Source organism: Actinomyces sp. Z5 (assembly GCF_003287795.1).
In the GTDB taxonomy this organism is placed as follows: domain Bacteria; phylum Actinomycetota; class Actinomycetes; order Actinomycetales; family Actinomycetaceae; genus Actinomyces; species Actinomyces glycerinitolerans.
This window is the reverse complement of sequence record NZ_QMIN01000047.1, coordinates 79,752-92,508: the sequence shown is the minus strand read 5'-3', so window position 1 is coordinate 92,508 and position 12,757 is coordinate 79,752. Positions and strand designations below refer to the sequence as shown.

General features: G+C 67.6%; 10 protein-coding genes and 2 pseudogenes. 7 read left to right on the top strand and 5 right to left on the bottom strand.

Annotation, left to right across the window (positions count from 1 at the left end):
* Positions 1–1,070: pseudogene (locus tag DRB06_RS16075) on the top strand (hypothetical protein); the annotation flags it as partial.
* Between the two features lie 114 nt (positions 1,071–1,184).
* The gene (locus DRB06_RS06190) at positions 1,185–1,871 is read left to right on the top strand and encodes an L-threonylcarbamoyladenylate synthase (RefSeq protein ID WP_111819418.1); all 687 of its coding nucleotides are present in this window, start codon (positions 1,185–1,187) and stop codon (positions 1,869–1,871) included.
* Positions 1,872–1,875: 4 nt separating this feature from the next.
* Here the strand turns inward: DRB06_RS06190 and DRB06_RS06185 are convergent, their stop codons facing one another.
* The 4 genes from DRB06_RS06185 to DRB06_RS15810 all read right to left on the bottom strand — a co-directional run bounded on the left by DRB06_RS06185 (position 1,876) and on the right by DRB06_RS15810 (position 6,124).
* Positions 1,876–4,362 carry a (Fe-S)-binding protein gene (locus tag DRB06_RS06185; RefSeq protein ID WP_111819417.1) on the bottom strand — a complete coding sequence of 829 codons (2,487 nt, stop codon included), beginning with the start codon at positions 4,360–4,362 and terminating at the stop codon, positions 1,876–1,878.
* 598 nt (positions 4,363–4,960) lie between these two features.
* Complete coding sequence (locus DRB06_RS06180; RefSeq protein ID WP_111819416.1) at positions 4,961–5,302, bottom strand: transcriptional regulator; 342 nt, start codon at positions 5,300–5,302, stop codon at positions 4,961–4,963.
* Positions 5,299–5,802, bottom strand: coding sequence for a hypothetical protein (locus DRB06_RS06175; protein ID WP_111819415.1), 504 nt, complete (start codon positions 5,800–5,802; stop codon positions 5,299–5,301). Before DRB06_RS06175 ends, DRB06_RS06180 begins: the two co-directional genes overlap by 4 nt.
* Positions 5,795–6,124 carry a hypothetical protein gene (locus DRB06_RS15810; RefSeq protein ID WP_146750819.1) on the bottom strand — a complete coding sequence of 110 codons (330 nt, stop codon included), beginning with the start codon at positions 6,122–6,124 and terminating at the stop codon, positions 5,795–5,797. Before DRB06_RS15810 ends, DRB06_RS06175 begins: the two co-directional genes overlap by 8 nt.
* Before the next feature lie 698 nt (positions 6,125–6,822).
* Between DRB06_RS15810 and DRB06_RS16570 the strand changes: the two are divergent.
* The 5 genes and pseudogenes from DRB06_RS16570 to DRB06_RS15800 form a co-directional block, all read left to right on the top strand.
* A pseudogene (locus DRB06_RS16570) lies at positions 6,823–7,482 on the top strand (SNF2-related protein); the annotation flags it as partial.
* A gap of 316 nt (positions 7,483–7,798) precedes the next feature.
* Complete coding sequence (drmC, locus tag DRB06_RS06165; protein ID WP_111819414.1) at positions 7,799–8,551, top strand: DISARM system phospholipase D-like protein DrmC; 753 nt, start codon at positions 7,799–7,801, stop codon at positions 8,549–8,551.
* 63 nt (positions 8,552–8,614) lie between these two features.
* Positions 8,615–9,187, top strand: a complete 573-nt coding sequence (locus tag DRB06_RS15805) for a hypothetical protein (protein WP_146750818.1) — start codon at positions 8,615–8,617, stop codon at positions 9,185–9,187.
* 209 nt (positions 9,188–9,396) lie between these two features.
* Positions 9,397–9,528 carry a hypothetical protein gene (locus DRB06_RS16565; RefSeq protein ID WP_258522160.1) on the top strand — a complete coding sequence of 44 codons (132 nt, stop codon included), beginning with the start codon at positions 9,397–9,399 and terminating at the stop codon, positions 9,526–9,528.
* A gap of 325 nt (positions 9,529–9,853) precedes the next feature.
* Entirely contained in the window at positions 9,854–11,464 is a 1,611-nt protein-coding gene (locus tag DRB06_RS15800; protein WP_146750817.1) for a hypothetical protein, read from the top strand.
* Positions 11,465–11,500: 36 nt separating this feature from the next.
* On the opposite strand, the gene DRB06_RS06150 is transcribed toward DRB06_RS15800, so the two are convergent.
* Entirely contained in the window at positions 11,501–12,700 is a 1,200-nt protein-coding gene (locus tag DRB06_RS06150) for a Fic family protein (RefSeq protein WP_181575209.1), read from the bottom strand.
* Positions 12,701–12,757 lie beyond the last annotated feature (57 nt).

The window sequence follows — 12,757 nt, the reverse complement described above, 5'->3', positions numbered from 1 at the left end:
CGCCGCCGCGGCGTGTGCGCAGTCGCCGCACCCGCCGCTACGGCGGCTACCGCACGGGTTATCTCACCGAACGCGCCCGCCCGGCCGGATCTGCCGGGGCGGCGCAGTCGACGCCGTCCACGTCGGGGCCGCTGCCGCCCCCGGACGCGCTGCGACCCTCATCGGCCTCGACAGCCGGTGGGCTCTCCGCCGCCGGCGGCAGCCCGACGGCGGCCCACAACCCGGCGCTCGCCGCCGCGCTCGCGACCGCCTCCTGGCGTCGGCTCGCCCCGCCGCAGGTCACGGCCGAGGAGCAGGCCGTGGCCGACGTCGAATCCCTGCTCGACCGCTACGGCATCGTCAGCCGAGACGTGGCGCTCGCCGCCGGTATCCCGGGCGGCATCACCCCGCTGCTGCCGGTGCTGCGACGCATGGAGGACACCGGCGTCGTGCTGCGCGGCGCCTTCGTCACCGGGCTCGGGCCGAGTCAGTTCGCCGGCCGGGAGACCGTCGACCGGCTGCGCGCCCTGGCGGGGCGTGACGGCGGACTCGACGGCGCGGCCGCGGGCACGCCAACCGCCGCACAGTTCACGCCGTCGGACGAGCCCGCGGCCGGGCGGGCGCCGGAGCAGTCTTCCGCCTCCCGCCCCGAATCGGTGGCGGTGCTGGATCTGAAGGACCCCGCCTGCCTCATGGGCGGCGTCGTCCCCTGGCCCGAGCCGGCGCTGCCGCCCGACTTGGCCGCGCGGGCCGCGGATGTCGCAGATGAGGAGTTGCCGCGCCCGGCGGCGCGGCAGGGCACGCGCGTCGTCCTGATAGGCGGGCGGCCGGTGCTGCATGCCGCCGAGCGGCTGCGCGCCCTCACCTGCTACACCACGATCCGGGCGGAACTGGAACGGGCGCTGGCCGCCGTCGTCGCCGCCGAGACCCGCGCCGAGCTGCGGGAGACCCCGCGCACCGGCAAGCGCGTGGTGGAGGCCCTCAACGGCGTCTCCGCACTGGACCCGGTGGTCGGCGACCTGCTGGAGACGGCCGGACTGGTGCGCGACCCGCGCGGCATGCGTCTGCACATCGACCCCTACCGGAGCTGAGCCGTGCCCGACCCGCACCCGTTGACCGGGACCCTGTTCGACTCGCCCGTCCCGCCGGGCGGGGGGAGAATGACTCGATGCGACTCCCTGATCCTCGTTTGGAGGCGGCGACCGATGATTGAGACGAGTGCCGGCGCCCTCCACCATCCGAAGGTGGTTGCCGCTACGGAGGAGAACCTTCGACGCGCGGCCCGGGTGGTGTTGGCCGGGGGCGTTATCGTGGCGCCCTCGGACACGAATCTGGCGCTGACACTCGACGCCTGGAACGAGGCTGCCATCGAGCGGGCCTTCGCCATCAAGCGCCGCCCGGCGACCTCCCCACTGACCCTGTTCCTGCGGAACTCCGGGGACTGGGAACGCTACACGCGGGTACCCGCGGCGGACAGGGCCACGGTTCAGGCACTGGCGGCGGCGTTCTGGCCCGGTCCTTTCAACCTGGTCCTGCCGCGCAGCGACGCGGTGCCCGACTTCCTGGTGCGCGGAGGCAGCACGGTTGCGCTCGGGGTGTTGTCCAACCCGACCCTGCAACGACTATTGGACCTCGTCGGTCGGCCGGTGGCGATGACCTCGGCGAACCTGTCCGGGAGGGCCGACGGCGTCCTGGTGGACCTGAAACTCGCGAGCGAGCAGATCGGCGACGCGGTGGACCTGATCCTCGAGGGCGGGCATCAGGGCACCACGGCATCGTCGACGATCGTCAAGGTTCAGGACGGCCGGGCGACGATCCTGCGGGAGGGAGACGTGCGCCCGGGCGCCATTCGTGCCGCCTTGACCGGGGTAAGCGTCGCGACCGACTTCTAGGCGCTCAGGCCGGCGTCGGCTGCTGGCCGCGGCGGACGGACTCCAGCATCAGGGTGGCCACGTCCGTGACGCGCACGTCGGCGCCCTCGGAGGCGACGCCGTCGGAGAGCATAGTGGTGCAGAACGGACAGGCCGTCGCGATCACCTGCGCGCCGGTGCCGATCGCCTCGCGCGAGCGCTCCACCGCGATGCGGGTGCCGATCGACTCCTCCATGAAGGCCCGCGCCCCGCCGCCGCCGCAGCAGAAGCCGCGCTCGTGGCTGCGCGGCATCTCCACGGTGGTGGCGCCGGTCGCCTCCAGCAACTCGCGCGGCGGGGAATAGATGCGGTTGTGGCGGCCCAGGTAGCAGGCGTCGTGGTAGGTGACGGTCGGGGCTGCGGGCGGCGTGGATGACGGCGTCGTCGCGGACGACTCCGGAGCGGGCGCCGCAGCGTCGTCGGGACGGGCGGCCTGCGGCGGGGCGGGACGCAACCGGCCCTCGCGCACCAGCCGGCTGAGCAGCTGCGTGTAGTGCAGCACCTCGTAGTGCCCGCCCACCTGCGGGTACTCGCGGGCCAGCGTGTTGAAGCAGTGGGCGCAGGTGACCACGATCTTCTGCGCGCCGGCCTCGTTGAGCGTCTCGACGTTCTGCGCCGCCAGCGTCTGGAACAGGATCTCATTGCCGGCGCGGCGGGCCGGGTCGCCGGTGCAGGCCTCCGCGTCGCCCAGGACAGCGAAGGACACCCCGGCGGTGTGCAGCAGCTCGGCGACCGCCCGCGTCGTCTTCTTCGCCCGGTCCTCGTAGGCGCCCGCGCAGCCCACCCAGAACAGGTAGTCGACCTCGGAGGCGTCCTCCACGTCCACGCCGACGACCGGCACGTCGAAGTCCAGGCCCTTGGCCCAATCCATGCGCTTGCGCGCCGCCAGGCCCCAGGGGTTGCCCTTGGACTCCAGCTTGCGGAACATCTGCCCCAACTCCTTGGGGAAGGCCGAGGCCATGAGCACCTGCTGACGGCGCACGTCGATCACGTGATCCAGGTGCTCGATGTCCACCGGGCACTGATCCACGCACGCCCCGCAGGTGGTGCACGACCACAGCACGTCCGCGGGGATCACCTCGCCGGCCAGCGGCGCCGGACGCGTGGCCACACCCGTGTCGCTCGGGGCGGCCTTGGCGGCCAGCAGGGCGCCCAGCACGTCGCCGGTGTGGGCGCTGCCCGGAGCCAGGCCCAGATCGTCGTCGTCCTCCAGGCCGTCGGTCATGCCCGCCAGCCGCCCGAGCGGGCCGCGGGCACTGCGGCGCTCGGCGAGCATCTCCTCGGTGACCTCGTCGGGCTCGACGCCGAGTGCGCTCGCCGCCCGCAGGTAAGGGGCGACGGCGGCGTGGTGGTCGCGCAGGGCCAGGGTGAACAGCTTCGGGGACAGGGGCTTGCCGGTGTTCCACGCCGGGCACAGGTCCTGGCAGCGGCCGCACTCGGTGCAGGTGGAGAAGTCCAGCAGGCCCTTCCAGGTGAAGTCCTCAATGCGCTCCACGCCGAGCTTGACCTCGGTGCCCGCCTCCTCGGCAGCCTCCATGGCGGCGTCGAGGTCGTCCAGGGTGTCGGCGGTCAGCGGCCGGCCGTCGGGTAGCAGCAGCGGTTGGGCGGGGCCGAGCGCCTTGGTGCCGTCGGTGTTGCGGCGTGCGTAGAGGTTCACGAAGGCCAGGAAGCGGTGCCAGGCCACGCCCATCGACGGCTGCAGGCCGACCACCACGAACCACCACATGGAGATGACGATCTTGACGGTTGCCACCACCGTGATCGCGGCCGCCAGGGCATCTGCGCTCAGTGGTGCCAGCAGTGGGCCGGTCCAGGCGGTCAGTGGGAAGTGCGTCCAGTGGGCGAGGGCGGCATCGGCCGGGTCGGGGGAGAGTGCCAGCTGGGCGTGCTCCAGCATCCGCAGCGCCAGTACGCAGGCCACCACGCCGGTCACGACGGCCTCCACGAAGTGCGCCTGCCCCTGGCTGGAGCCGGCGAAACGGGAGGTGCGGGTGCGGGTGCCGCCGGCGGAGTCGGCGTCGAAGGGGGGCGCGGCGGCCCGGCGGCGAGTCAGGCGGCGGCGCACCGTGATCAGGTGGACGATGCCCGCCAGGCTCAGCCAGGCGATGCCTTCCACCACCCACGCCCACCAGGCCTGGTGGCCCAGCCACGGCAACTCCCAGTGCGGGCCGGCCAGTACCTGGCCGTAGCCGGTGACCAGGGTCAGGAACAGCAGCGGGAAGCTGACCATCACCAGCCAGTGCGCGGCCCGGATCCAGGGGCGGCCCTTGAAGGCGGTGTGGCCGACGACCTCACCGAGCATGCGCATCAGGCGGCGGCCGATGGGGCGCAGGCGCTCGCGGGGGACGGGGCGGCCCACGCCCATACGGTTGGCGATGGTGCAACAGGCCCGGCCGAACACGAAGACGCCGACCACCGTCGCAACTGCGACGATGACGGTGCACACGACGCGGATGCCCATCAGCCAATTCATGGCGTCAGCCTACGCAAGCGGACGGGTGCGGGTGCGCAGGCGTCACGAAGGGCCGGCTGGGATGCGAGTGGGAAGGGATGTCGGGGTGTGGGGGAGGTGGCTGGGGCGGGGGGTGTTGAGTGTTGGGGTGGGGCGTCGGATTGTCGGTGGCTGGGTGTGGTTGTCGGTGGCTGGTGGGGTCGGGGGTGTCATTGGATGCACCACTTTCAGCTCTGTGACCGCTGCCTGCGTGAGCTGCGTCCGTGGATTTCCGCAGTTTTAGCGTGATCCTGGCGGTGGTGCGGTCTGAAAGTGGTGCATTTTGTGACAGGTGCGGGGTGTGTATCGGGTGGAGGCGGCGGTGCGCGGTTGGGTGGCGGTGTGTGGCTGTGCTGTTGAGTCTTCCAGTTGGACCGCTGTTCCCCGGTTGGACCGCCGTAGCCGCCGGTTACAGCGGTCCAACGGGGGGTGGGCGGCGCAAGACCCACCCACACCGCCAGCACCGCCCCACCAGCACGAACGACTTACACAACATGACCTAGCCGAGGAAGTACAGCTAGCAGTCCGATGCGGTGCCGGGGCAAGCGGCCGGGGCCGGGCATGGGTGGCGGGGCACGGGTTATGGCCCGGCGATCGCCTGGAGCGCCGTGAGGTGGGCCTGCCAGCGTGTGCGGCCCTCCTGGGTCAGGGACATCCAGGTGCGGGGCCGCTTGCCCACGTACCCCTTACGGATGGCGACGATTCCCAGTTCCTCCAGCTGGGAGGCCTGACGGCTGAGTACCGAGTCGCTGACTTGGAGGGTGTCGCGCAGCGTGGGGAAGTCGACCTGCTCCACATTGGCCAGGGCGGCTACCAGGGAGAAGCGCACGGGGTGCATGAGCGCGTCGACAAGCTGGTGACGTGGGTGCCGGGGGGTATCCCCGGCGGCGGGGGCTGTGGAGTCTGTGGCCGAGCCGGTCATCGGACCTCCCGCACTGCACCCCACACAGTCACGGCGATTTGTGCCAGGACCGCGAGTATGGTGAACCACAGCTCGCCCTTCCAAATGACGGTGCTGCCGAAGAGTGTCACTGCCCAGACGGCGACCCAGGAGCGTGTGGAGACGGCCCACCGGCGGGTGAAACCTAGGCTGGTGGCGCGCGCGGTCATGATCATGGCGGCGATGAGGATGGCCAGCCAGATCAGGAAGACGGTCAGGGGGAGCAGGAACAGCCGCTCGTCGGTGAGGCTGATCAGGTAGATGGCGACGGTCAGCATGGAGCAGAGCGAGCCGAGGCCGACGAGGAAGAACGCGTAGGGGGTTCCGGCTCCTGAGACTGCAGCGGCGCCCAGGTGATCGGCCTGGCGCAGTAGGTCGCGCGCCTGCTGGGGGTTCACGCTCAGGAATTCTGAGGGGCGAGAGTCCGAGGACTCCAGGCCCGTCTGCTGAGGGTCGGTGGACTGGAGGTCATTGTCAGGCACGGGAGTGCTCCTTCGTGGTGGAGGCGGGTGTTGCTGCTCGGGCGGTGACCCAGGGGGCCGTCGCACAGGAGATCGTGGCGAGGAGTCCTATGACGCCGGTGCTGACCATGTCCTCAGAGCCGCGGACGACGCCTGCGGCAAGGATGGCCAGCAGCGCGAGGATGACAGTGGCCAGGCCTGCCAGTGCAGCAGGATGGTGGCGGGTGGTGTGAGATGGGCGAGAAGGCGGTGTCAACGGGATGTGGGCACCGCCTGTGCTGCTGGGGGTGTCCGGGTCGCTGCTCGCGGTGCGGTCAGGTGTGAGGTTCGGTCTGGAGTGCATGCCGCAACAGTAGCAAGTACTTTCCGGATCGGCAAGTAGTTACCGCATCGATGAATTATTGTATTTACGTAAAATTCTTGAGAGTGCCGAGAGTCTCCTCCGTGTGTGCTGGGAGGGCGGAACTGAGCCCAAGAGGCAGGCGTCTCAAGGCCGAAGGGGCAAGGTGACGGCCTGGCGGGTGAGGCGAGTTCCGCTTTGATGCACTCGTAGTGGATCTCGGAACGGGCTCGGCTTCGTTGGATGGTGCTCGTATGCGCGCAGGTGGTGGCAGCCACGGCTACAGTGTGCTCGTCTCGCGCCCGGCCACAGGCAACGGGCGCTCCCGCACGAACAGGCACCGATGACTACGCACACTTCACCCCGGCCCACGGGCGCGACTGCAAGCTACAGCCTGGATTCCAGCACTGACGCTGCACCGGCCCTGCCCGAACCCGGGCAGGTGGTGCAGGTGCGGGGCGCCACCTGGGCCGTCACCGACGTGCGCGAGCAGGGCCTGCCCCACAGCCCCGCCGACGATTCACGCACCGGCCTGGAGCACCTGGTCTCACTGCAATCGCTGGCCGAGGATCGTATGGGTGAGGAGCTGACCGTAATCTGGGAGCTGGAGGTCGGCAACTCGTCCGGACCGCGGCCTGCCGGAGACGATCTCCGCCGACTCCTTCGACGACCCGGACACCCTGGGTGCCTTCGTCGACGCCGTGCGCTGGGGCGCGGTCACCTCCGCCGATGCCAAGGCCTACCAGGCGCCCTTCCGCTCGGGCGCCACCCTGGAGCCCTACCAGCTCGAGCCTCTGCGCCGCGCCCTGGAGGCCGCGCGCACCAACCTCCTGCTCGCCGACGACGTGGGCCTGGGCAAGACCATTGAGGCCGGCCTGGCCATCGAGGAACTGCTGCTGCGGCACCGGGCCCGCTCGGTCATCATTGTGTGCCCGCCGAGCCTGGCCCTGAAGTGGCGCGATGAGATGCGTGAGAAGTTCGGCCTGGAGTTCGTGATCGTCGACTCCGCCCGGATTGCCGCTGACCGCCGCACCTACGGCCTGGCTGCAAACCCGCTGCGCCTGTATCCGCGGGTGATCGTGTCTATGGCCTGGCTGCCGGGCGTGCGTGCCCAGCGTCTGCTGCGCGAGGTCCTGGATGACGCCGGCCGCCCGGGCAGCGCCCGCAACTACGCCTTCGACGTGCTGGTGGTGGATGAGGCCCACCACGTGGCCCCGGCGGCGCCCTCGGCCGTTGGCGGCGGCCGCGGTTACGCGGTGGATTCCCAGCGCACTCGGGCGCTGCGCCGCCTGGCCGAGAAGTGTGAGCACCGCCTGTTCCTGTCCGCCACGCCGCACAACGGTTACACCGAGTCCTTCACCGCCCTGCTGGAGATGATCGACCCGCGCCGCTTCGCCCGCGGCGCCGAGATCGACCGCAGGGCCCTGGATGAGGTGACGGTGCGGCGCCTGAAGGCGGACGTGCCGGACCGCGACTTCAAGCGCCTAAAGGTCAACTCCGTGGAGTATGCGGCCGCCGCCGATGAGGAGGAGGCCTACGCCAAGCTGGACTCGCTGCTGCGCGCCTCGGGCCGCCAGCAGGGGCGGCGCAGCCTGGATATTGCCGCCCTGCTGCTGAAGAAGCGCTTCTTGTCCAGCCCGTGGGCCTTCGCCCGCACGCTCGGCAACTACTTGACCGATCCGGTGGCGGCGGGACGCCGTCGTCGAGCTTGGGTCGGTCCTGAGCGGGGCCCAGGCGCGGGCCGTCGCTGCGAGCCTGGAGGCGGGCGAGACCCTGACGCAGGCGCTCGGGGCTGTGGAGGCGTCGCGGCGACGTCGAGTGCGGGAGCTGATGGGCCGGGCCGGGCTCGGCATGTTGGAGCGGGAACGGACCGCGGCGGTGCTGCGCGCCATCGAGGGCGCGCTGGCGCACCCGACCTCCGTCACCCCGGTGTGGACGGTTCCCGGAGGGCCTGGAGCTTTTGGGGTGACGGGGCACCTGACCGGGCTTATCCACGAGCTGGTGACGCGGGCCTACGGGTCGGTCACCTGCTCCACCTACAACATTGCGCGTTCCTCGGCGCTGTGGGAGGCGCTGAAGGAGGTGGCGGCGCGGCCGGAGGTGAGTGTGCGCCTGTACCTGGACACCGACGTGGCCGACGCCGAGTCCAAGCCGTGGGTGCCCACCACCGCGCAGGTCGCGCGCGAGCTGAAAGGCGCCGTGGTGATGCGGACGCGGGCCGGTGAGGACGGGAAGCGGCCGCGAAATCACGCCAAGTTCGTGGTGGTGGATCACCAGATCGTGGTGGTCACGAGCGCGAATATGTCGCGCTCCGCGGAGGAGCGGAACGTCGAGCTCGGCCTGCGCCTGGACGAGCCGCTGCTGGCCCGCGCCATCGAGGACCAGATGCGCGCCCTGGAGCCGCACGTCTATGAACGGGTGGCCGGTTAACGCAGGCTTCGTGATCGCGACTCAGACACGGTTAGTGTCTGAGGGCATGGCTACTATTTGCCCATGGCGAAGGTGGCGTACGGCGATGAGAGCATCCGCAGAAGAGGCGTGCGGAAGCCAACATATCTCTTGGGTGCTTATATTCGTGATGATGCCGCCCCTGATCTTGCCTCCGAGCTGATGGCTCTCGTGCGGGGAAGGAAACTGCACTGGCGAGATTCCATTCCTCGAGTTCAGGAGGAGGCGTGCCGCATAATCAGTTCACACGGCGGAGGCCACTTGATTGTCGCGGCGCGTCCCCTTGCTGAGGGTGTGCGTGAAGAGTCGGCGCGTCAACAGGCGCTTATGACGCTGATGACCATTTTGTCGGGAGGCTACGGCGTAGACGAACTAGTCCTGGAGCGTCGGCAGCAGAAGCAAGATGACAAAGACCGAGCGGTTTTCGCTGTTGCCCGTAAGAGCGGGATGGTTAGCGCTGACTTCAAACTTCGGCACGAGTATGGGAGCCAACAACCCATGCTGTGGGTGCCGGATCAGGTTCTGGGAGCTTACGGCGATGCCTGCATGGGTAAAACTACGGCATGGGCGCTGCTCGAACCGCACGTGCGAATCGAGACGATTCATCCCAGGAGGTAGCGCGAACGCCGGGCCCTGTGACGTCACAGGCGCACCGGCGTTAACTTCCTGTCCGCACCTTGATGCGGCGGCGACGTTAGTGTGCCACCCCCCTCCTCTGAAGGTCAACCCCGCGACGGGACTCATCTCAGGTGCCGACGAAAGTGGTTCGGTGCCTCATCTGGGACTGCTCGCGAGAGTCGCGGATCGTGGTCGTCGCGAGTGCGAATGTGTCGCGTAGCGCGGAAGAGGCTAACGTCGAGCTCGGGCTGCGCCTGGACGAGCCGTTGCTCGCCTGCGCCATCGGGGACCAGACACGCACCCTGGAGCCGCACGTCAACGAGCAGGTGGCTAGCGGCTGAGCGGGCCGGCAGACGGGCGCCGCGGTCGTACCGGGGCACCATGTCCCAGGGCGAGAACCAAGGGAGTGGGGAGGCGGAGCGCCTTGCTCTGCTTGGTCCCGTGAGTAACTGGTTGGCGGTCGGTCACGAGGATGGTGGAAGGGCGAGGTGGCGGAGCGTGAGTGTCGAATGCGCGCGCCGGGCAGTCTCAGGCGGTCTAGCCCAGCCTCGTCCCTGCCTCACGTAGGCCGGTAGTTCGTGTCGGACCCCCGTGGCACTGTGACTGTGGGCGGGAACCGCCGGCCCCGCCCAAGACCCTGACCGGCCGGCGAGAACCGAGGCGGTCATGAGTGAGCGCGAAGACGTGCGTGGTGATGGTTCGCAGCCGCGGGGCACGGCGTCCCTGGATGACGGGAACGATACGAAGGAGCCCGAGCAGGAACCTGCCCCGCAGAAGAGCGAGCCAACGAATTGTGCCAAGAATGTCGTGGGTAGCGAACAGGCCGACGGCCTGCACCGCTTCCTGAGCCGATTCAAGGCTGCATTCGCGGCGGAGAAAGATGACTCCGTGGCCGTCCCTCCCGACCTCGGGTCAGACCGAAGTCTTAAGAAGGGCGAGAACGGTCGAGTCGGCTCGAGGGAGAAAAGAGACAAGCGTTACGAACGAGGCCTACTCTGGGAGCATGGTAGCAACCTCCCTATGCTCGTCGTGCCTGGCATGCTGGCTACTTGTATATGGATGCTGTGTGTGCTGATCGAGAATCATCTCGAATATTCCCCAGAGGTGTTTCTCGCGACAATAATGGACATACGGGAAGCCGGCAGGCGGTGTCTTGCTACCACTGCAAGTCCCGGAGTGGAAGGCCTCAATCAGTGCCCTTACGGGCTGGACATGTCGGTGTCTACAGGGATGACCTTGGTTTCAGGGATGTTTGCCGTCGAGTGCGGCGGCGTTGCGGTGCTCGGATTTCGAGCTCGTGCGCGAATTGGGCAGGGTGGTGACTCTGATGAGACGGTTGCTCGTCGCGTCTTTGGGTCACCCCTAGGGGCGTTATGCTTATGGTCGCTGATGTACTGTCTGTGGGTTCCAATTCTTGGTGTTCTCCTGCTGTGGACTCCAAGCCGTACGGCGGTTCTAAGTCGACCTGTACTTGTGCTGTCAGAGTCGGCTGTGCCTCTATGGTTTGTTGTGGCGGCATCGGTTGTTATTCCGATTTGGCTGTATGGCCGTGTTGTTGAGTATGTGCTAGAAGATGTTGAACGTCGGCGTCGTGCAATACGGTGGGAGTATGAGCGGGCTTACCGCTTGATTCGAGTCAAGGTTGCGTCAGACGTGGAAGCGCGTGACGTGGTGCAGGCGCGCGGCAAGGCGGCGCACGTTGGTCGCTGGATTGCTTTCGGGTTGATGCTGCTTATTGGTCCGCTGCTGGCGGGAACATTCCTGCCGTACGCGCCAGCGCGGTTTCTTGGTATGTTTTCTGTGTTGGCTTTGCTTGACGCCTTTTGTGTATATTTTGTCGCCTACGCCTGGAGCTGGGGTCGAGCTCAGGGTGTTTTTCTTGTGATAGTTTCTGGATTCGCGGGATGTTTCTGTGCAGTGGTGACGGTCATGTGTTTTATGGTGTATTGGATAGTGATGTCTAGTCCGGTGACTATTCCTGCTGCACTGGCTGTATTCGTGCTGCTTGTGCTTGCCTGGTCGGTGGTGATCATGCGTGGAGTTGATGCGGCCAAGCATCCAGTCACCGTGATTCGCGCGCGTCGGGCGTTGCGCCGTAGCGACGAGCTGGTGTGGCTGCGCGCGCAGGAGAAAAGACTTGTACCCATGGGGATGGGTGAGAGTGCTGTGAAGGCGCGGCTCAGAGGGCTGCGCCGTGCCGCGTCGCGCAAGCGCCCGTCAAAGCGCTTGCGCGCTGAACGCCTTGAGAGGCTGCGGCGAAATGACAAGCGGTGCTGACGACGCGTCGGAAGCACTGCTGCTGAGCGGATCATCTCATTGGCCCGCTGATGGGTCACGTCGCGGAGGAAGGAATGCGGACATGACCTCGACGCGGGGGCGCACGCCGCGGCCACGCTGTTTCTCGACCAGCCCCATCTTGACCAGCCCGTTGACGTCGCGCGTAACGGTCTTCGAAGTCTTGTTCCGATACGCCTCGGCGAGACCTCGGTCAAGGGTCGTCACATCGCCGATTGGGGTCCAACGGTCGGCGGGCAGGGCCAGTACGAGGTCTCTCATCCTGGTTCGCGCTTGGGTGTGCTGACCATGGAACCGATCGTGGACGTAGGACTGCCACATGATGGATAACTGCATCTCTTGCACTTGCGCGATCTGCTCGCGTAGACCATCCACAAGGCCCTGGGCTGCGTAGTGGACGAAGTCCTCTGCCGGGTAACCGGGGCGTACGCTGGTCTGCTCCAAGATGGAGTAATACATGTCGCGGGTCTTGTTGTAGTGATCGGACAAGAGATGGGCGGCGGGTACGGGAACTCCGGCACGTATGAGCAGTTCAAACTCCAGCAGGCGGGACATGCGTCCGTTCCCGTCGCCGAAGGGGTGAATCCAAGTCAGGTGCAGGTGGGCCAGCGTGGCCAGTATGAAGGCCATGGGCGTCCGCAGGGCGGGGTCGTCACCCAACTGGGAGAGCTCGTTGTTCAGCCATTCGCACAGACGATCGACTAGATACTCGCAGTCTTCCGGTGGCGCGCCGCGATAGCGTCCGACCAGCACATCGTGCGTACGGAACTCGCCGGGAACAACGTCCTCCTTCGCCGGCTGACCTACCATCAGACGAGCATGTTGAGCCTTCAATCGCGTGGCCGACAGCGGCGGGGCGTTGTCGGGCAGGCACTCTTGGATGATGTCGTTGAACAAAGACACCAGGTTCTCGATCTCCTGGCGCTGATACGCGCGCGACGGTGGAGTGTTGGCTGCCCCCTCGACGATGTCGCGTACTTCGGCTTCGGTCAGGGTGTTGCCTTCGATGCTGGTTGTGCCGTACGCGCCGCGCTCCAGGCTGATCCGGTTGAGCCCTTCTGCGAACGAGGGGGGCATGGCCGATCCGGCCAGGTGCTCACATTTCGAGGCGGCCTCGCCTAACAGAACCCAGGTCCTGGGACTCACTCTGTCCGCACTGAAGCTGAAGGTGATCCATGGATGAGTGCTGAGATAACGCCGATTGGGGGTGGTTGACACGATTATGGCCACCTGTTCTGTCCAATGAGTCTGTCCACTGTGGTGGACAGTGTAACG

What these genes read in the sequence shown, in the direction of transcription:
- DRB06_RS15800 (WP_146750817.1), top strand. Translation starts at nt 9,854, where the DNA reads ATGAGTGAGCGCGAAGACGTGCGTGGTGATGGTTCGCAGCCGCGGGGC.
- DRB06_RS06185 (WP_111819417.1), bottom strand. Translation starts at nt 4,362, where the DNA reads ATGAATTGGCTGATGGGCATCCGCGTCGTGTGCACCGTCATCGTCGCA.
- DRB06_RS06180 (WP_111819416.1), bottom strand. Translation starts at nt 5,302, where the DNA reads ATGACCGGCTCGGCCACAGACTCCACAGCCCCCGCCGCCGGGGATACC.
- DRB06_RS06190 (WP_111819418.1), top strand. Translation starts at nt 1,185, where the DNA reads ATGATTGAGACGAGTGCCGGCGCCCTCCACCATCCGAAGGTGGTTGCC.
- DRB06_RS15805 (WP_146750818.1), top strand. Translation starts at nt 8,615, where the DNA reads ATGGCGAAGGTGGCGTACGGCGATGAGAGCATCCGCAGAAGAGGCGTG.
- DRB06_RS15810 (WP_146750819.1), bottom strand. Translation starts at nt 6,124, where the DNA reads ATGCACTCCAGACCGAACCTCACACCTGACCGCACCGCGAGCAGCGAC.